The 17,624-nt window shown below is 61.2% G+C and carries 11 protein-coding genes; 2 read left to right on the top strand and 9 right to left on the bottom strand.

Features of this window, described 5'->3' with window-relative positions; translation table 11 throughout:
* Positions 1-4: 4 nt before the first annotated feature.
* The 9 genes from malQ to IMCC21224_RS11195 all read right to left on the bottom strand — a co-directional run bounded on the left by malQ (position 5) and on the right by IMCC21224_RS11195 (position 14,892).
* A complete protein-coding gene (malQ, locus tag IMCC21224_RS11235; RefSeq protein ID WP_047995435.1) occupies positions 5-1,903 on the bottom strand; it encodes a 4-alpha-glucanotransferase in 1,899 nt (632 codons plus the stop codon).
* Positions 1,896-3,992 (bottom strand): glycogen debranching protein GlgX, encoded by a 2,097-nt coding sequence (glgX, locus tag IMCC21224_RS11230; protein WP_047995434.1) that lies wholly within the window; start codon positions 3,990-3,992, stop codon positions 1,896-1,898. Before glgX ends, malQ begins: the two co-directional genes overlap by 8 nt.
* Positions 3,989-5,404, bottom strand: a complete 1,416-nt coding sequence (glgA, locus tag IMCC21224_RS11225; RefSeq protein WP_047995433.1) for a glycogen synthase GlgA — start codon at positions 5,402-5,404, stop codon at positions 3,989-3,991. The genes glgX and glgA overlap by 4 nt, the downstream gene beginning before the upstream one ends.
* The gene (gene glgC / locus IMCC21224_RS11220; protein ID WP_082135183.1) at positions 5,401-6,666 is read right to left on the bottom strand and encodes a glucose-1-phosphate adenylyltransferase; all 1,266 of its coding nucleotides are present in this window, start codon (positions 6,664-6,666) and stop codon (positions 5,401-5,403) included. The genes glgA and glgC overlap by 4 nt, the downstream gene beginning before the upstream one ends.
* Positions 6,667-6,755: 89 nt before the next feature.
* A complete protein-coding gene (gene glgB / locus IMCC21224_RS11215) occupies positions 6,756-8,942 on the bottom strand; it encodes a 1,4-alpha-glucan branching protein GlgB (RefSeq protein WP_047995431.1) in 2,187 nt (728 codons plus the stop codon).
* Between the two features lie 50 nt (positions 8,943-8,992).
* Positions 8,993-11,389 (bottom strand): glycogen/starch/alpha-glucan phosphorylase, encoded by a 2,397-nt coding sequence (locus tag IMCC21224_RS11210; RefSeq protein ID WP_047997049.1) that lies wholly within the window; start codon positions 11,387-11,389, stop codon positions 8,993-8,995.
* A gap of 155 nt (positions 11,390-11,544) precedes the next feature.
* Positions 11,545-12,522 (bottom strand): glucokinase, encoded by a 978-nt coding sequence (locus tag IMCC21224_RS11205; protein WP_047995430.1) that lies wholly within the window; start codon positions 12,520-12,522, stop codon positions 11,545-11,547.
* Positions 12,523-12,525: 3 nt separating this feature from the next.
* Complete coding sequence (locus tag IMCC21224_RS11200) at positions 12,526-13,848, bottom strand: GH1 family beta-glucosidase (RefSeq protein WP_047995429.1); 1,323 nt, start codon at positions 13,846-13,848, stop codon at positions 12,526-12,528.
* Positions 13,849-13,857: 9 nt separating this feature from the next.
* Positions 13,858-14,892, bottom strand: coding sequence for a LacI family DNA-binding transcriptional regulator (locus IMCC21224_RS11195; protein ID WP_047995428.1), 1,035 nt, complete (start codon positions 14,890-14,892; stop codon positions 13,858-13,860).
* Between the two features lie 250 nt (positions 14,893-15,142).
* On the opposite strand from IMCC21224_RS11195, the gene IMCC21224_RS11190 reads away from it, so the two are divergent.
* Together IMCC21224_RS11190 and IMCC21224_RS11185 are read left to right on the top strand one after the other, a co-directional pair.
* A complete protein-coding gene (locus IMCC21224_RS11190; protein WP_047995427.1) occupies positions 15,143-16,498 on the top strand; it encodes an ABC transporter substrate-binding protein in 1,356 nt (451 codons plus the stop codon).
* A gap of 147 nt (positions 16,499-16,645) precedes the next feature.
* Positions 16,646-17,623: a carbohydrate ABC transporter permease gene (locus tag IMCC21224_RS11185; protein ID WP_047995426.1), complete on the top strand. Its 978-nt coding sequence runs from the start codon at positions 16,646-16,648 to the stop codon at positions 17,621-17,623.
* The last annotated feature ends 1 nt before the right edge of the window (position 17,624 follow it).

Below are 17,624 nucleotides of genomic sequence, written 5' to 3'. Positions count from 1 at the left end.
TCTCCTAACGTCCATGTCGTTTCATCGTGGCGGCAACCCGCGCGAGCCGTGGGTCAGCGCCGATTTTGCGCGGCCCCATGGGCAGACGCTGCCGCCAGTTGGGGTATTCGCTGACCGTGCCGGGAAGGTTCGGCTGTTCGAGGATATCAAGGACATTCTCGACCTGAACCGCCACCAGCCGTGATGCGGTCGCCCCCAGAAAATAGTGCATTGTGTCGACGCTCCCGGCATCTTCGGATGGTGAAAGAGCCGTATCCAGCGCGGCAACCTCGGCTTTGCGTTGAATCTGCGCCTCTGCCGCGACATCTGCGGTGACCGAGCCAAGCGATTCACGCAGGCCAATCTCGTGACCTGCACGCCAGCCGCGCCATGTGGGCAGATCATGGGTGCTGAAGCTGGCGATGGACGCCTGTGGATAGCTGTCAGGGCGGTGAAAGCGCGGCGGATCTGCCCAGTCCTGTTCAAACATCGTCAACCGGCAGCCAAGGATGCCTGAGTCCGCCAGCGCGGTTTGCAACCCTGCGGGAATGTTGCCCAGATCCTCGCCGACAATGACGGCGCTGGCGCACGCGGCTTCGATCCGGACCACGGCCAGCATCGCCTCCAGCGGCATCTGCACATAGGCACCCGGCGCACCGTCGGGCACCCAGTAGGCCCGGTCGAACCCCAGGATGTGGTCGATGCGCAACGCACCGGCAAAGCGCAACTGTCGTCGCAGCGTCTGCGCCAATGCGCCAAACCCATCGTCAATCAGTGCATTCGGGTTGAACGGCGCCAGTTGCCAGTTCTGACCATCACGGGCAAAGGCATCGGGCGGCGCACCAAGCGACGCACCAAAGGCAAAGCTTTTGCGATCCTCCCAGGTTTCAGCACCATGCGGATGGGTGCCCACGGCAAGGTCCAGATACAGCCCCAGGCGCATTCCATCATTCCGGGCGCGGGTCGCTGCCGCACCAAGCTGAGTCTCGGCCTGCCATTGCAGCCACATATGAAACCGAAGTTGGGGGGCAAGCGCCTGCATCTCGGCCTCAACCGCTGCGGATTGCGGATTCTGCAGGGGAAGCGGCCAGTGATTCCAGTAAGGGCCGTGGCGTTCCGACAGCGCCTGATGCGCGGCAAAGCTGCGCAGGCTGGTCCCGCCCTGCGCGATATATGCATCGAAGGCTGGATCGTCTCCGCCGGCGGCGAACTGTGCGAACGCCGCTTTGAGCGCGGCCAACCGTGCCGGGATCTCGGTCGCGTAGTCGATCAGTGGGCCGCCACCCTGTGTGGTTTCAGGGACCGCGATATGCAAGCTCGACAGGCGGCGGCGGTGTGACGGGGTGTAGGGGCTAAAACCGCCGGGATCGGTGGCAAAGCCGGCATGCACAGGGTTGAGGCCAAGGAAATCCGCGCCGTGTGCCGCAGCGCCCGCTGTCATCCGCGCCAGATCGCCATAGTCGCCCACACCGCCCTGCGCCGGGGGGCGCAGCCCTGCCAGCGGCACGATCAGCCCCCAGAGCCGGGGCGGCAACGGCAGGCGCACAGGGGCGACCAAAAGCGTGCAACGCGCATCTGCGACATGCAGAATATGTCGGCCAACGGGCAACTGGGGCAATCGTGGTCCGCGCCCTTCATGCCACAGACCGCCACTGCACAGGATCTGCCAGTCAGTCACGGGGCTGAGGCCAAGGTCTGGCCGTTCACCGGATCGCACCACACACCATCGCGGTAAACCGCCAGCCTGCGCGACGTCCATCGCCAGACGTTCGGCCGCGTCCGCCGCCGAGGTGACGGGTTCACCCAGCGCGGCCAGCAGCGCCAGCTGCGTGTCGGTACGTGTCACCCGCAGCGTCCCGGTGACATCGCGAAACTCGGGCACAATGCCCCTGGCCGCGGCAAGCTGCGCGATCGGATCAGCCATCCATCCGCTCCAATACCAGCGCCAGCGTCGATTCCGCCGCCATCTTCAGTTTGCCCTCGCGGATCACTTCCGCATCGCGTTTCGGCTGCGCCGTGTCGATGTACAGCACCCAGGCTTTGGTCCGGGGCGGTTCGGGCAGGATCAGGTCCAACGCATCCCCCGAATTAAAGGCCAGCAGGATTGCCTCTTCGCGCACGGCATACCGCGGCGTTCCCGAAGCTGTGCGCATCTCTGCACACAATACCCGCAACGCCGGATCATTCCAGTCCGCCTCTTGCATTTCCTGGCCGTCCGAGCGCCACCAGAACAGATCCTCGATCCCGTCGACCAGCCGTTCGCGGGCATGTAGAAAACGCTTTTGCCGCATGATCGGATGCGCCTTGCGAAAGCCGATCAGCTTTTGCGTAAAGATCATCAGGTCGGTGTCGGCATTGGCCCAGTCGACCCAGCCGACCTCGTTGTCCTGGCAATAGGCGTTGTTGTTGCCGCCCTGACTGTTGCCCAGCTCATCCCCCGCGAGGATCATCGGTGTGCCCTGGCTCAGCAGCAGGGTGGCCAGCATGTTGCGTCGACGTTTGCTGCGGGCGGACAGGATGTCAGGATCGTCGGTCGGCCCCTCAACCCCGAAATTGTCTGAATAATTGCTGTCGTGGCCGTCGTTGTTGTCTTCTCCGTTGGCCTCGTTGTGGCGTTCAAGATAGGCGGTGGTGTCGGCCAGCGTATACCCGTCATGGGCGGTGATCAGGTTGACCGAAGAGGTGGCGAACCGCCCCGAATGGTCGAATTGCACCGCTGATCCGGTCAGCCGTTCGGCCAGATCGGGCACCATGCCGTCATCACCGCGCCAGAACTTGCGCACATCGTCGCGGTATTTGTCGTTCCATTCGGCAAAGGGCGGTGGAAAGCCGCCCAGTTGGTAGCCGCCGGGGCCGATGTCCCACGGCTCTGCGATCAGTTTTACGCCGGTCAGGACCGGATCCTGTCGCAGCGCCTGAAAAAACGCGGCATTGCGGTCAAAGCCGTTGTTGTCGACCCGGCCCAGCGAAGCGCACAGATCAAAGCGGAACCCGTCGACATGCATCACCTGAACCCAGTAGCGCAGCGAATCCATTACCATCCGCATCACCATGGGATGATCCATGTTCACCGTGTTGCCGGTGCCGGTGTCGTTGATGCAGTGACGCTTGTCCTCGGCCAGTCGGTAGTAGCTGGCGTTGTCGAGGCCGCGAAAACTTAGCGTTGGGCCCAACTCGCTGCCCTCACATGTGTGGTTGTAGACCACATCCAGAATGACCTCGATCCCGGCTCCGTGCAGGCGGGCCACCATGTGTTGGAATTCGTGAATGCCGTCCTGAGTCATGAACCGTGGATCTGGCGCGAAAAAGCCCAGCGTCTGGTAGCCCCAATAGTTGGTCAGCCCCTTTTCCACCAGAAACCGGTCGTTCAAAAACGCCTGCACCGGCAGCAGCTCGATCGCCGTGATGCCCAGCCGGGTCATATGGTCCAGCATCGCGTCTGAGGCCAGTGCCAGAAACCCACCCTCGGTTTCGACATTGGGATGTAACTGGGTCAGACCTTTGACATGGGCCTCGTAGATCACGCTGCGGGCGAGGGTGGTGCGCGGCCGCTGGCGCCGTCCCCAGTTGAAACTGGGATCCTCGACCACACAGCGCGGCATATACGGCGCGCTGTCACGGGTATCAAAGCTAAGGTCGCCCGTCTTGGCGCCGACGGTATAGCCCATCAGCGCATCGTTCCATTCAGGGTGTCCGGTCAACCGCTTGGCATAGGGGTCCAGCAACAGCTTGTTATAGTTGAAACGGTGGCCTTCTTCTGGCGCATAGGGGCCGTCAGCGCGCAGCGCATATAACTGACCGGGGCGCAGTCCGGCAATATAACCGTGCCAGACATCGCCTTCGCGTTCGGGCAGATCAAGGCGGTGCAGCTCGGTCTTGCCGTCGGGCGAGAACAGGCAAACGGTCATGCGCTTTGCATGTTCGGAAAAGACGGCAAAGTTCACCCCCTCGCCATCGAATGTTGCACCGAGGGGGGCAGGACGGCCTTCGGCCAATACGGGTATCTGGGTCATGGAGCCTTCTTGAGCGAGTCGTATAGCGCGGCGTAGTCACGCGCGGACTGATCCCAGCCGACCGGATGCGCCATCGCGTTGCGCATCATGGTTTGCCAGACCTCGCGGTTATGCCAGAGCGCACCCATACGCACCACAGTTCCGCGCAAAGACTGCGCGTCTACAGGAAAGAATTGCAGGCCGGTGGCGACTTTTGCAGCAATTCCAGCCGCGCTGGCCGGAATAACGGTGTCGGCCAGCCCCCCGGTCAGCGACACCAGCGGCAATGTGCCGTAGCGCAGACCATAAAGCTGCGTCAGACCACAGGGTTCAAACCGCGACGGCACCAAAATGACATCGCCGCCGGCAATCAGCTGATGCGCCAGTTCTTCGTCATAGCCGATGCGGACTGACACGCCGGTGTTCCGCTCAGCCGCGTTGCGGAATGCCGTCTCAAGATCGGCGTTGCCGGACCCCAGCAGCGCAAGTTGCGCGCCAGTGGCCAGCAGGTCGGGCAGTACCTCCAGCAGCAGGTCCAGCCCCTTTTGTTCCGTCAGGCGCGAAATCACGACGCAGAGCGGGCCATCCGACGGCGGCAACCGCATCACCTTGCGCAGGGCGGCGGTCTGTTTGGCTTTGCCTGCGGGGGTCTTGTAAGGGGGCGTCCAGGCATCAAGGTCGATGCCGTTCAGGATGCCGCTGACCACTGCACGCCGGTCACGCATGACCCCATCCAGTCCCATGCCGAATTCCGGCGTCATCAGTTCGGCCGCATAGGTCGGGCTGACGGTGTTGATCGCGTCCGAATAGACCAGTCCGGCCTTGAGCGCGGAAATCTTGTTGTAATACTCAAACCCCTGCGGATGGAAACCGTGCAGCGGCAGACCCAGCGGTACCGCGCGTATTGCAGGGGCCAGCCCCTGAAAGGCGATGTTGTGCACTGTCAGCAGCGTTGCCACCCGATCTGCCGCGCCCATCTGTTGCAGATAGACCGGCGTCAGCCCGGCCTGCCAGTCGTGCAGATGCAGAACCTCAGGATTCCAGCCTTCGATCCCATCGGTGGCGATGCGGGCGGCGGCAAAGCTGAGGGCCGCGAACCGTTCGGGATTGTCCGGCCAGTCCTTGCCATCGGGGCCAAGGTAGATCGACCCCGGCCGGTCATATAGATGCGGCGCCTCAAGCGCATAAAGCACGGTGTCGCCCAGAGCACCGCGCCGCACCCGGACCGGCGCGCCGTACATGTCGCCCAGATCGAACGCCACCGGCGCCTCTGGCCCCAGCGCCGCCATCACTGCCGGATAGCCGGGGATCAACGTGCGCATTTCGACACCCGCACCGGTGAGCGCAGCGGGCAGGGCGCCCGCCACGTCCGCCAACCCGCCGGTTTTCACCAATGGCACACATTCCGAGGCGACCGACAAAACCCTGGTCATAATGCGGCGTCTCTCCGATCCAGCATATCCTGAGTGATCAGGGTCACGCCGCCTTCTGAAACACGGAACCATTTGCCGTCCTCATCCGGATCTTCGCCCACCACCAGCCCTTCGGGGATGTGTACGCCGCGATCAATCACCACTTTGGTCAGCCGCGCGGAACGTGCCACATTCACATATGGCAGCACCACAGCCTGATCGAGCGCCGCAAACGAATTGGTGTGTACCTGCGTGAACAACAGCGACTGGCGGATCTCGGTCCCGGAAATGATGCAGCCACCCGACACCAGCGAAGAGATCGCCACGCCGCGCCGGTTTTCTTCGTCATGGATAAACTTGGCCGGTGGCGTGCTTTCGGCATGGGTCCAGATCGGCCAGGATTTGTCCCACATATCCAGATCCGGGGTGAAATCCGTCAGGTCGATATTCGCCTTCCAAAAGGCGTCAACCGTTCCCACGTCGCGCCAGTAGGCCGGGGCGTCGGGCGTATGGCGCACGCAGCTGTCGGTAAACCGATGCGCCTGCGCCTTGCCGTTTTTAACGATGTCCGGGATCAGGTCGTTGCCGAAATCGTGCGACGAGTTCGGATCGGCGGCATCAGCAATCAGCAGGTCGCGCAGAAAACTCCATTTAAAGACATAGATCCCCATCGAGGCCAGCGCGACCGTGGGATCGTCAGGCGTGCCCGGCGGATCAGCAGGCTTTTCGAGGAACGAGGTGATGCGGTCGCTGGCATCCACCGCCATCACGCCAAAGGCGGACGCTTCGGATCGTGGAACGGTGAGGCAGCCGATGGTGACATCCGCGCCGCTTTCGACATGCTGGCGCAGCATCGCCTCGTAATCCATCTTGTAGATGTGATCGCCGGCCAGGATCAGGGCGTAATCAATGTCATAGCTGTCGACGATGTCGATGTTCTGCGTCACCGCGTCCGCCGTACCGCGATACCACGCCTCATCCCCGCCACGCTGCGAAGCGGGCAGAATATCGAGGAATTCGTTGCGTTCGGCGCGAAAAAAGTTCCAGCCGCGCTGGCAATGCCGGATCAGGCTGTGCGCCTTGTATTGGGTTGCCACCGCCATCTTGCGGATGCCTGAATTCAGGGCGTTGGACAGGGCAAAGTCGATGATCCGTGTCTTGCCGCCAAAATAGACGGCTGGTTTCACCCGGCGATCCGTCAGCTCTTTCAGGCGCGATCCGCGCCCTCCGGCTAGGACAAAGGCCATGGATCGGCTGGCGAGCCTCTGGGTCGACCGTGACATATGATTTCCTCCCTGAAATGCGGCCTTTTGGCCGTTTTATTTATCTTGTCGAAAAGGGCAGCGCCACGAATGGGGCGCTGCCGCGCAGTCTAGTCCCGGATCAGGAACAGGGTGGACAGGGGGGGCAGCACCACTGTCGCGCTGGCAGCCTGTCCATGGCTTGGCACTGCCTCAGCAGTCACTGCGCCCATGTTGCCCCGGTCGCCACCACCATACAGCCCGGCGTCGGTGTTCAGCGCCTCGCGCCACGTGCCCTCGGACGGCAGGCCGATGCGATAGGCCGGATGCTCTGCTGGGGTAAGGTTGCAGATCACTGCCACCTCGGGGTCGCCGGGGTGGCCACGACGGATCCAGGCATAGACCGATGCTTCGGCATCGTTCGCCTCGATCCACTGAAATCCTTCCGGGTCCACATCCTTGACATGTAGGGCAGGAACCGACGCGTAAAGTCTGTTGAGATCGCGCACCAGATTTTGGATACCCTTGTGCGCGGGCCGTGCCGCCGCATCCCAGTCAATCTGGATATCGTGGTTCCATTCCTCTGGCTGGGCGAATTCCAGCCCCATGAACAGCAGCTTCTTGCCCGGATGCCCCCACATAAAACCGTAATAGGCCCGCAGGTTGGCAAATTTCTCCCACTCATTGCCGGGCATGCGCTGCAACATACTGCCTTTGCCATGCACCACTTCGTCATGGCTGATCGGCAGGACAAAGTTTTCGCTAAAGGCGTAGTGCAGACCGAACGTCATCTGATGGTGGTGATGTTTGCGGTAAATCGGATCTTTGCTGATGTAATTCAGCGTGTCGTTCATCCACCCCATGTTCCATTTGAACCCAAAGCCAAGTCCGCCATCGAAAACCGGGCGCGATACCTTGGGGAATGATGTGCTTTCTTCGGCGATTGTCATGATGCCCGGACATTCGCCGTAGGTGATCGTGTTCATCTGTTGCAGCATTGAGATGGCTTCGTAGTTTTCGCGCCCGCCATCCTTGTTTGGGACCCATTCGCCGTCCTTGCGGGAATAGTCGCGGTAAAGCATTGAGGCGACTGCATCAACCCGCAGACCATCCACATGGTATTCATCCAGCCAATACAAGGCGTTGGCGGTCAGGTAATTCGCCACCTCGCGCCGGCCGTAATTGTAGATCAGCGTGTTCCAATCCTGATGGAATCCCTCGCGCGGGTCGCCATGCTCATACAGCGCGGTGCCGTCGAACTGGCCGAGACCGTGTTCGTCAGACGGGAAATGCCCCGGCACCCAGTCCAGGATCACCCCCAGCCCGGCGTTGTGCGCGGCATTTACCAGATCGCGGAATTCATGCGGCGGTCCGTGGCGCACCGTCGGCGCGAACATACCAACCGGCTGATAACCCCACGACCCGTCAAAGGGGTATTCGCTGAGCGGCATAAATTCGATATGGGTAAAGCCCATATCGCTGACATAGGCGACCAGCTCGTCAGCCGCCTCGACATAGGAAATCGGGCGACCGCCCTCTTTGCGACGCCACGATCCCAGATGCACCTCGTAGACCGAAATCGGCGCCTCGCGGCTGTTGGCCTGTGCGCGCGTGCCCATCCAGCCGGTGTCGGACCAGCCATAGCCGCCAATGTCGCGCACGACCGATGCATTTGCGGGTGGGTGCTGCGAGCCAAAGCCAACCGGATCGGCCTTGAGCGGCATCATCACCCCATGGGCGCCGACAATCTCGTATTTGTAGACCGTGCCTTCGCCAAGTGCGGGAATAAAGATCTCCCAAACGCCGGTCGATCCGCGTCGCCGCATCACATGCCGTCGCCCGTCCCAGAGGTTGAAATCCCCCACAACAGATACGCGCCGCGCGTTCGGTGCCCAAACAGCAAAGGATGTGCCCTGCACGCCCTCGTGTTCCCGCACATGCGCGCCAAGGCATTTCCAGAGGCTGCGATGCGTGCCTTCACCCAGCAAATATTCATCAATCTGGCCCAGAACCGGGCCAAAACGGTAGGCATCCTCGACCTGCCAGGTGGTGCCATCGGCACTGCTGCCGCGCAGGGAATAGGGTTTGTCGCCCGGCACCTTGCCCCGGAAGATGCCCGGCAAGGGTTCGAGCGGTTCAAGAGAGTGCGCTTTGCCGTCAATCAGCGCGTCCATACGGACGGCGCCGGGATCGAATGTGGTGACAAATCGGTTCCGGCCCACCTTGTGCGGGCCCAGAACGGCGAAGGGATCATCGCAACGCGCGTCAGTCACGCGTTGCAACAGATCGAGGGTCTTGGGGTCTATTTCCTGTGACATGATTAAGAGCCTATGCTTCCTGTCAATTGGTTCAACCCCCTAGCGTGTGATCACCCGTCGCGCAGGGCCTTGGCGTGCCAGATATCTGCCATGTATCCCCGGATCGTGCGATCCGACGAAAACCAGCCCGACCGCGCGGTGTTCAGGGCGGCCATCCGCATCCAGTTGGCCGTGTCGGCGAATGCAATGTCGACCTCGCGCTGCGCGCGCCAGTAATCGGTGAAATCCGACGAGACGAGAAAGTAGTCCGGCCCAGTCAGGTTTTCCACGATATTGGCATAGCGGTCTTTGTCGCCGGGCGAAAAGACGCCGTCGCTGATCGCTTTGAGGGCCGCTGCCAGTCGCGGATCGGCGGCGACCGCCTGTGCGGCGTGACCGTCGATGGCGCGGCGCGCATCAACCTCGTCGGCAGTCATGCCGAAGAGGAAGAAATTGTCGGCCCCGACATGTTCGCGGATTTCGACATTGGCTCCGTCGAGCGTGCCAACAGTCAGCGCGCCGTTCAGGGCGAACTTCATGTTGCCGGTGCCCGACGCCTCTTTGCCTGCGGTGCTGATTTGTTCCGACAGATCAGCCGCCGGGATCAGCCGTTCGGCCAGTGTGACGTTGTAGTTGGGCAGAAAGGCGACCTGCAACACATCCCGTGTTTCAGGGTCTGCATTCAGAATGACAGCCACATCGTTGATAAGGCGGATGATATCCTTGGCAAAGAAATATCCCGGCGCGGCTTTGCCGGCGAACAGTTTTAGACGCGGAGTCCAGTTCGCACCGGGATTGGCCTTGACCTCTTGCCACAGGGCGATGGTTTCCAGGATGTTCAGGTGTTGGCGCTTGTATTCGTGCAGACGTTTGATTTGCACATCAATGATCATCGCCGGGTCGACTTTGATCCCGTGCGCGTCGCCCATCCAATTTGACAGTTCTGCCTTGTTGTCCAGCTTGGCCTTGGCATAGCGGTCGAGCCAAGCGGCGTCTGCCACATGCGGCTCCAACCCCTTGAGCTGATCCAGATCGTCGGCCCAATCTTCGCCGATGGTGTCGGTGATCAGCGACGACAGGCGCGGGTTGCACGACAGCAGCCAGCGGCGCGGCGTGACGCCGTTGGTCTGGTTCAGGATGCGGTCCGGGTGCAGCCGATGCAATTCCTTGAACACGGTGGTTTTCATCAACTCGGTGTGAAGTGCCGAGACGCCGTTGACCTTGTGCGCCATGATGAACGACAGCTCGCCCATCTTGACCTGACCCTCGGCACGGGCCGACACCTTGCGACTGGGATTGGCCTTGGCATGCGCGTGGTCAATCTGATCCACGATTTGCAGATGGCGCGGCAGCAGCTTGCCAAACAGCCCCTCGGGCCAGGTCTCCAGCGCCTCGGGAAGCAGCGTGTGGTTGGTATAGCTCAGACAGCCCTGCGCCAGATCCATCGCCGCCTTGAAGGTCAGGCCACGTTCGTCATGCAGCAGCCGAACAAGTTCGGGTCCAGCGATGGCCGGGTGGGTGTCGTTCAGCTGGATCGCCACCTTGGCGGGCAGCTTGGTGATATCGTCATATTCGCTGTCGAACCGGCGCATGATGTCGCGCAGCGCCGACGAGGTCAGAAAGAATTCCTGCTTGAGCCGCAGTTCCTTGCCCTGTTCGGTGGTGTCGTCGGGATAGAGAACGCGGCTGATGGTGCGGGCCATTGCCTCGTCCCGCGCAGCGGCGGCAAAATCGCCGGTGTTGAAACTGTCGAGGTCGAAAGGGTCCACGGCCTTGGCGGACCACAGGCGCAGCGTGTTGGCCCAGCGGCCCTGCCAGCCAATGACGGGGGTGTCATATGCTTCGGCATCGACAAAGCTGTCGGGCGTCCATACGGCGGTTTTGCCCTTGGTCGTGACGCTGCCGCCAAATCCCAGCCTGAACCGCGCCTCGGGGCGCTCAAATTCCCAGGCGTGGGGTTGCAGCAGCCAGGTTTCCGGCGCTTCCATCTGTTTGCCGTCGACAAAGCTTTGGCGGAACAACCCGTGTTCGTAGCGCAGGCCATAGCCATACGCAGGGCAACCCAGCGTCGACAGGGATTCGAGGAAACAGGCAGCAAGTCGGCCCAAGCCGCCATTGCCCAGCGCCGCATCTGGTTCGTCCAGCAAAACGGTGTCAAAATCCTGTCCCAATCCGGCCAGCGCGTCGCGCGCCTGATCGACCAGACGCAGATTGACAATCCCATCCTCAAGGAGACGCCCGATCAGGAATTCCATCGACAGGTAATAAACCCGTTTGCCGCCCTCGGCGTAGGTCTTTCGCGTGGCTGCAAACCAGCTGTCCACGATCTGGTCGCGCACGGCCAGGGACAGCGCCATGCGCCAATCCTGCACCTGCGCATGGCCGGGATCCTTGCCCAGCGCATAGGTCAGGTGCTTCAAGATCGCATCGCGAAACTGTTCCGCGGTAAGGGTGTTTCTGCTGACCATATTCATCGTAAATTCCGTCCCGTGGTGGTTTCCGTTGGGGTTTCGTTATCGCTAACAGGCGCTCTGCGTGCTTGGCAACTGTTCAGCGCGGGCGCTCCGCCCGCCTCCTGTGCATCTGACTTATTATTGAGCCGATGACCCGCCTTGGCGAGGGGTTAGCCGTCTTGCGCCAGTATTTCTGCCAGATGTCCCGCCGATCCGGTGAGAGCTGCATAATCATCAGTCACTAAGTGAACAGGGAACTGCGCCATAAAGGGGCCGAACCGGCCCTTGTCGGCGAACGCTTCGGCAAATCCCATCCGCAAAAGGTGCGGGCCAAAATGCCGGACCACGCCACCGATCAGGTAAATGCCGCCGAAGGGCAGCATGACCAGCGCCAGATTGCCCGCGACCCGGCCAAGGATGCGGGTAAAGACCTGCACCGCCCGTTCGGCCCGCGGATTTGTCCCCGACTCGACCGCCTGCATGATCGCAGCAGCGTCGAGCGGCTCTGCGCCGCCATCCTCTTCGCAAAGCCAGGCATAGACCCGTTCGAAGCCGCGGCCCGACAGGACATCCTCGACCCCGGGAGTGCCGTGTTTGCGGGCGATGAAATCCATCAGCCGTAACTCTTCGTCATTCTGAAGGGGCAGGGTGATGTGGCCCGATTCCGACGGCGGTACCAAAGTCTGCCCGCCCAGTCGGAAAACGGGGGCCGCGTTCATGCCGGTTCCGACGCCGATCACCAGTTTGGCCGCATGTGGGCCGGGCGTTGTGCCGGGTAGCAGTTCGGTCAGGCTGTCATGGCCCAAAAGGTCGACCGCATGGCCTTGTGCCTGAAGGTCATTCAGAACGGCAACCGTGCGGGCACTGGTCGCGTCGCGGATCATGTCGCGGTCCACGGTCCAGTCCAGATTGGTTAGCCGCCCAACCCCGTCGCGCACCGGTCCCGCCATGGCGACACAGGCGGCCTCAGGGGTAACGGATTGTTGGCCAAGGTAGTCGGTCAAAACCTCGTGCAGCCCGGAATGGTCCGCATTGCTATAGCGTCGCGCCGTGTCCCGCAGCACCTGCGTTCCGCGTGTCAGTGCCACCCGCGTATTGGTGCCGCCGATATCTGCGACAACGGCGATGAGGTCGGATTGTTCGGCCATGCTCTACTCTTTCAATGCCCGCGCCACAGCGTGGTAAGATTCTTTGGGGGTGCGTTCAAGGCTGTCGAAATCTACATGCACGAGGCCGAACCGCTTTTCATAGCCCAGCGCCCATTCGTAATTGTCCATCAGCGACCAGATGAAATAGCCCTGCACCGGCACTCCTTCTGCAATCGCCCGACGCACCGAGTCCAGATGATCGTTGATATATGCGATGCGGGCCGGGTCGCGGATCACACCGTCGTCGATCACATCAGGGCTGGCCATGCCGTTCTCGGTCACGAACAGCGGCAAATCACCGGTATATTCTGCCGCCGTCCGTTTGAGGAATTTATACAACCCTTCAGGATAAATCTCCCAATCCATAAAGGTCTTGGGCAATGGGCCTTCGACCTCGTCCAGATGGGGCCAGGGGCCATCGTTTGGGGCCAGCACCTTGCGGGTGTAGTAGTTGATGCCGCACCAGTCCACGGGGGTCTGAATGACAGGGAAGTCGTCCTGCCAGCCTTTGGGCAGGTGCTGCTCCATTCCCGCAAGAACGCTGTCGGGGTAGCGGCCTTTGAACACACCATCGAGGTAGAAGCGGTTGTAATAGCCGTCATAGGTGTCGGCAGCGCGCGCGGCACCTGCGCTGTCGTCCACCGGTTGCGGCCATTCCATATTGAACACGGCGCCAAGGTTATCCATGCCAAGCCCCCGCATCACCTGCGTCGCGCGGCCATGGGCCAGCAGCACATGGTGCATGGCGCGGGCGGTGGCGCGGATGTCACGTAGGCCGGGCGCGTGCAAGCCCAGAAAGTGGCTGATCCATGCGACGCACCAGGGTTCGTTGATTGGGGCGACCGAATGCATTCTGTCGCCAATCCGGCCCATGATGACTTGGGTAAAATCCGCGAACCAGTTGCCGATATCGGGATTGCGCCAGCCGCCCAGATCCGACAGCGGCTGCGGCAACTCCCAATGATACAGCGTCGCGCAGGGTTTGATCCCGCGTTCCAGCATCGCATCCGTCAGCCGGTCGTAGAAATCGAGACCCTCGGGGTTCGGGGTGCCGCGCCCTTCGGGCAGAACCCGTGCCCAGGATGTGGAAAACCGATAGCTGTCGAATCCGGCGGTGGCGACCAGATCCAGATCAGCTTCGTAGCGGTGATAGTGATCGCAGGCGCGCAAGCCGTTTTCGGCCCGCACCACATTGCCCGGCGTGGCAGCAAAGCTGTCCCAGTGCGTCGGCCCCGCACCGCCAAAACCGTGTCCCTCGATCTGGTAACTTGATGTCGCGGTGCCGAACTGGAACCCCTGCGGAAAATCGCTTCGTTTGTGTCGCATGAGGGCTCCTTAGGTCTGGCGCGGGCGGGCAGGGCCAGTGGACCGGCCGAGGATCAGTTCCGCTTCGAGCATGAATTGCAAAGGCGCGCAATCCGGCTCTGCGATCATCCGCAACAGCATTTTTGCCGCCCGGTTGCCCGCGTTGCGGACCGAAGACCGCACTGCGGTAAATATCGGTTCATCCGTGCCGTTGGGCATATAGCTCAGATCATCGTCATGCGTGATGACGGACACGTCGCGCCCCATTTCCAGGCCACGATCCGCCAATGCGCGCCGCACGCCGATGGCCGTCACCATGGAGGAGGTCAGAAACGCGGTCGGCGGATCGACCAGCGCCAACATCTCGGAGGCGGCGCGAAAGCCCAGCACCTCGGTCATTTCGCCCTGTCGCATAAGGGCTGTATCCGGGGCAGTTTCGGCAGTCGCCAACGCGGCGAGATATCCTTCGCGCCGCCTGTGGGCAAAATCCATGAACTCCAGCCCGTTGATCAACGCGATCCGGCGGTGCCCGAGATCGGTCAGGAATCCTGCGGCCCGTTCAAAGGCGCGGCGGTTGTTCATGTCGATCCAGGAATAGGGCCTGGTCACATCCGACGCGCGGCCATGTACCACAAACGGCAACCCCAGCGACGTCAGCAACCCGATCCGGCTGTCGTTCATCCGGGGACCATGCACGATAATGCCGTCGACATTGCCCTTGTCGCGGATGTTGCGATAGAGCCGCGCCTCGTCGCCATCCTCGACCAATGTCAGCACCATATCGTATCCGGCCTCGACATAGGCCTCGGACGCGCCGGTGATGAAGTCGCCGAAGACCGGGTTGACCATCTCGTGTTTCTTGGAGGTTGAGATGATGTGCCCAATCGACATCGCGCGCCCGGTGGCCAGCCCTTTGGCGCGGGCGTTGGGGGTATAGTGATGTTCGGCGGCGGCCTTTTGAACCCGCAGGCGCGTGGCCTCGCGCACCTCGGGATAGCCGTTCAGCGCCCGGCTGACCGTGGTCTGGGACAGGTTGAGATGCTCAGCCAATTGTTTGAGGTTCATGGCGCGACAGGTTCCAAAGCGCTTTCAAATTTCAGCTAGGTTAGCCGATAAAACAGCGGGTGGGAAAGTGGTTTCTGGCGCGCAACCTTTAGCTGTATATCAGTATTGGATTGGTTTGAAATGGCGCACTACCCCATTGACAGGTTGCACGAACTGTTTAAGCCTGATCCCGTCCAAAGCGCTTTGAGTTTGTCGGCTGAGATGAGTCCCGAATGCCCAAGCGGTGACGCAAGATCTGGGAGGATTTTTGATGAAACAGACATTAATGACGGGGGTGGCGCTGGCGGCGCTGACCGCCGGTGTAGCCCATGCCGAAAGTCATCTGCCGTTTACGCCGGGCGAAGGTGCATTCGACTGGGATGGCTACAACACCTTTGCCGACGCCTATGAACTGTCCGGCCAGACGGTCGAGATTACCGGCCCCTGGACCGGCAATGAAAAGGAAAAGGTCGACAAAGTGTTCGACTACTTCACAGAAGCCACGGGGGCGACGGTCAACTATTCCGGATCTGACAGTTTCGAGCAGGATATCGTGATTTCGACCCGCGCCGGATCGGCCCCCAATCTGGCAGTGTTTCCGCAGCCGGGTCTGGCCGCTGATCTTGCGTCGCAGGGCATGTTGACGCCGCTGGCGGATGGCACTGCCGAATGGGTGGCCGAAAATTTCGCTGCCGGTCCGTCCTGGGTCGATCTGGGCACTTATGCCGGTAAGGACGGGACCGACGCGCTCTATGGTCTGTTCTACCGCGTGGATCTGAAATCACTGGTCTGGTATTCGCCCATCGCCTTTGACGAGGGCGGCTATGATATCCCCGAAACCATGGAAGAGCTCAAGGAGTTGACGCAGCAGATCGTCGATGACGGCGGTACGCCGTGGTGCATCGGGCTGGGGTCTGGGGCCGCGACCGGCTGGCCTGCGACCGACTGGGTCGAGGATCTGATGCTGCGCACGCAAACGCCTGCGGATTATGACGCTTGGGTTACGAATGATCTAAAGTTCAACGATCCCAAGGTGATTGAGGCGGTTGAGGAATTCGGCTGGTTCGCGCGCAACGATGAGTTTGTGAATGGCGGCGCCTCGGCTGTGGCCACGACCGATTTCCGCGACAGCCCGGCGGGCCTGTTTACCATCCCGGCGGAATGCTACATGCACCGGCAAGCATCGTTTATCCCGGCCTTCTTTCCCGAAGGCACCAAGGCGGGCGAGGACGTGGATTTCTTTTACTTCCCGGCCTACGCGGAAAAAGATCTGGGCAAGCCGGTTCTGGGGGCTGGCACGCTGTTCGCCATTACCAAGCCGTCCGAGGCCACGACTGCGATGATCGAATTCCTCAAAACCCCGATTGCACATGAATTGTGGATGGCGCAGGGCGGTTTCCTGACCGCTCATGCAGGTGTCAATCCGGATGCCTATGCCGATGACAGCCAACGCGCGCAGGGCGCGATTCTGGGCAATGCGACCACGTTCCGCTTTGACGCATCCGACCTGATGCCGTCCGAGATTGGTGCCGGGGCGTTCTGGTCTGGTATGGTGGATTACACCACGGGAAGTGACGCGGCAGATGTCGCAACCGAGATCCAGTCCCGCTGGGACGCGATCCGCTAAGGCGGACCCTTCAGATACGATCCGCCCCCGCCGATACGTTTGACCGGGGGCGGTTTCTACTGTGCACTGGCGCGATCCGCGCGACGGGTCAGTCTGCAACCAGATCAAGCACGTATCGGTCTGCCGCGATCAGGACAGGAGATCCACATGTCGCCAATGCTTCAGGGTTTCATCACGATCATCGTCGGCGTTGGCGGATGTGTCGGCTATTTCTACCTGTCCAACCTGATCCTCGACAAAGTTATCTTTCCGCAGCGCAATGACGATCAGGGCCGCAACATCAACCGCGCCACGCTGGTGCGGCCATGGTTGTTTCTGTTCCCGGCGATGTTCGCGCTGGGGCTGTATCTGGTTTATCCGGTCATCGGCAGCTTCGTCCGGTCGCTCTACAATCGTTCGGGCGAGGAGTTCATTGGCTTTGGCAACTACGCGTCGATGTTCGCCGAAGAGGGGTTTCGTACCGCGCTGTTGAACAACATCCTCTGGGCGCTGGTGGTGCCTGCCGGGGCGACATTCCTGGGTCTGCTGGTGGCACAACTGACCGACCGGCTGCGCTGGGGCAACATCGCGAAATCGCTGATCTTCATGCCGATGGCGATTTCTTTTGTCGGCGCCTCGCTGATCTGGAAATTCGTCTATGCCAATGATGCTGACATCGGCATCATCAACGCGGTGCGGGATTTCATCGGTCTGGGTCCGGTCGACGTGCTGCAGATCCCGTTCTGGAACAACTTCTTCCTGATGGTGATCCTGATCTGGATACAGACCGGTTTCGCCATGGTGATCCTGTCCGCCGCCCTGCGTGGCATCCCCGAGGAAACCATCGAGGCGGCGATCATCGACGGTGCCAACCCGTTCCAGATCTTCTTTAAGATCAAGGTGCCGCAGATCATGGGCACCATCGTGGTTGTCTGGACAACGATCACCATCCTTGTGCTCAAGGTGTTCGACATCGTCTATGCCATGACCGGCGGTAATTTCGATACCGAGATCCTGCCAAGCTACATGATGGATTACATGTTCCGCGATGACGGGCGGGCGACCGCAGTGGCCTTTGTCATCATGATCATCGTGCTGCCGGTGATGATCCAGAACATCCGCCAGGCCCGCAAAGAACTGCGCTGAG

Origin of the sequence: Puniceibacterium sp. IMCC21224 (assembly GCF_001038505.1) — a bacterium.
Classification (GTDB): Bacteria; Pseudomonadota; Alphaproteobacteria; order Rhodobacterales; family Rhodobacteraceae; genus Puniceibacterium.
Note: the sequence above shows the minus strand (reverse complement) of the source record. Positions and strands in the feature narration are given on the sequence as shown.

Excerpts from the sequence above, each read along its gene's own strand:
- malQ (WP_047995435.1), bottom strand. The coding sequence starts at position 1,903 with ATGGCTGATCCGATCGCGCAGCTTGCCGCGGCCAGGGGCATTGTGCCC.
- glgX (WP_047995434.1), bottom strand. The coding sequence starts at position 3,992 with ATGACCCAGATACCCGTATTGGCCGAAGGCCGTCCTGCCCCCCTCGGT.
- glgA (WP_047995433.1), bottom strand. The coding sequence starts at position 5,404 with ATGACCAGGGTTTTGTCGGTCGCCTCGGAATGTGTGCCATTGGTGAAA.
- glgC (WP_082135183.1), bottom strand. The coding sequence starts at position 6,666 with ATGTCACGGTCGACCCAGAGGCTCGCCAGCCGATCCATGGCCTTTGTC.
- glgB (WP_047995431.1), bottom strand. The coding sequence starts at position 8,942 with ATGTCACAGGAAATAGACCCCAAGACCCTCGATCTGTTGCAACGCGTG.
- IMCC21224_RS11210 (WP_047997049.1), bottom strand. The coding sequence starts at position 11,389 with ATGGTCAGCAGAAACACCCTTACCGCGGAACAGTTTCGCGATGCGATC.
- IMCC21224_RS11205 (WP_047995430.1), bottom strand. The coding sequence starts at position 12,522 with ATGGCCGAACAATCCGACCTCATCGCCGTTGTCGCAGATATCGGCGGC.
- IMCC21224_RS11200 (WP_047995429.1), bottom strand. The coding sequence starts at position 13,848 with ATGCGACACAAACGAAGCGATTTTCCGCAGGGGTTCCAGTTCGGCACC.
- IMCC21224_RS11195 (WP_047995428.1), bottom strand. The coding sequence starts at position 14,892 with ATGAACCTCAAACAATTGGCTGAGCATCTCAACCTGTCCCAGACCACG.
- IMCC21224_RS11190 (WP_047995427.1), top strand. The coding sequence starts at position 15,143 with ATGAAACAGACATTAATGACGGGGGTGGCGCTGGCGGCGCTGACCGCC.
- IMCC21224_RS11185 (WP_047995426.1), top strand. The coding sequence starts at position 16,646 with ATGTCGCCAATGCTTCAGGGTTTCATCACGATCATCGTCGGCGTTGGC.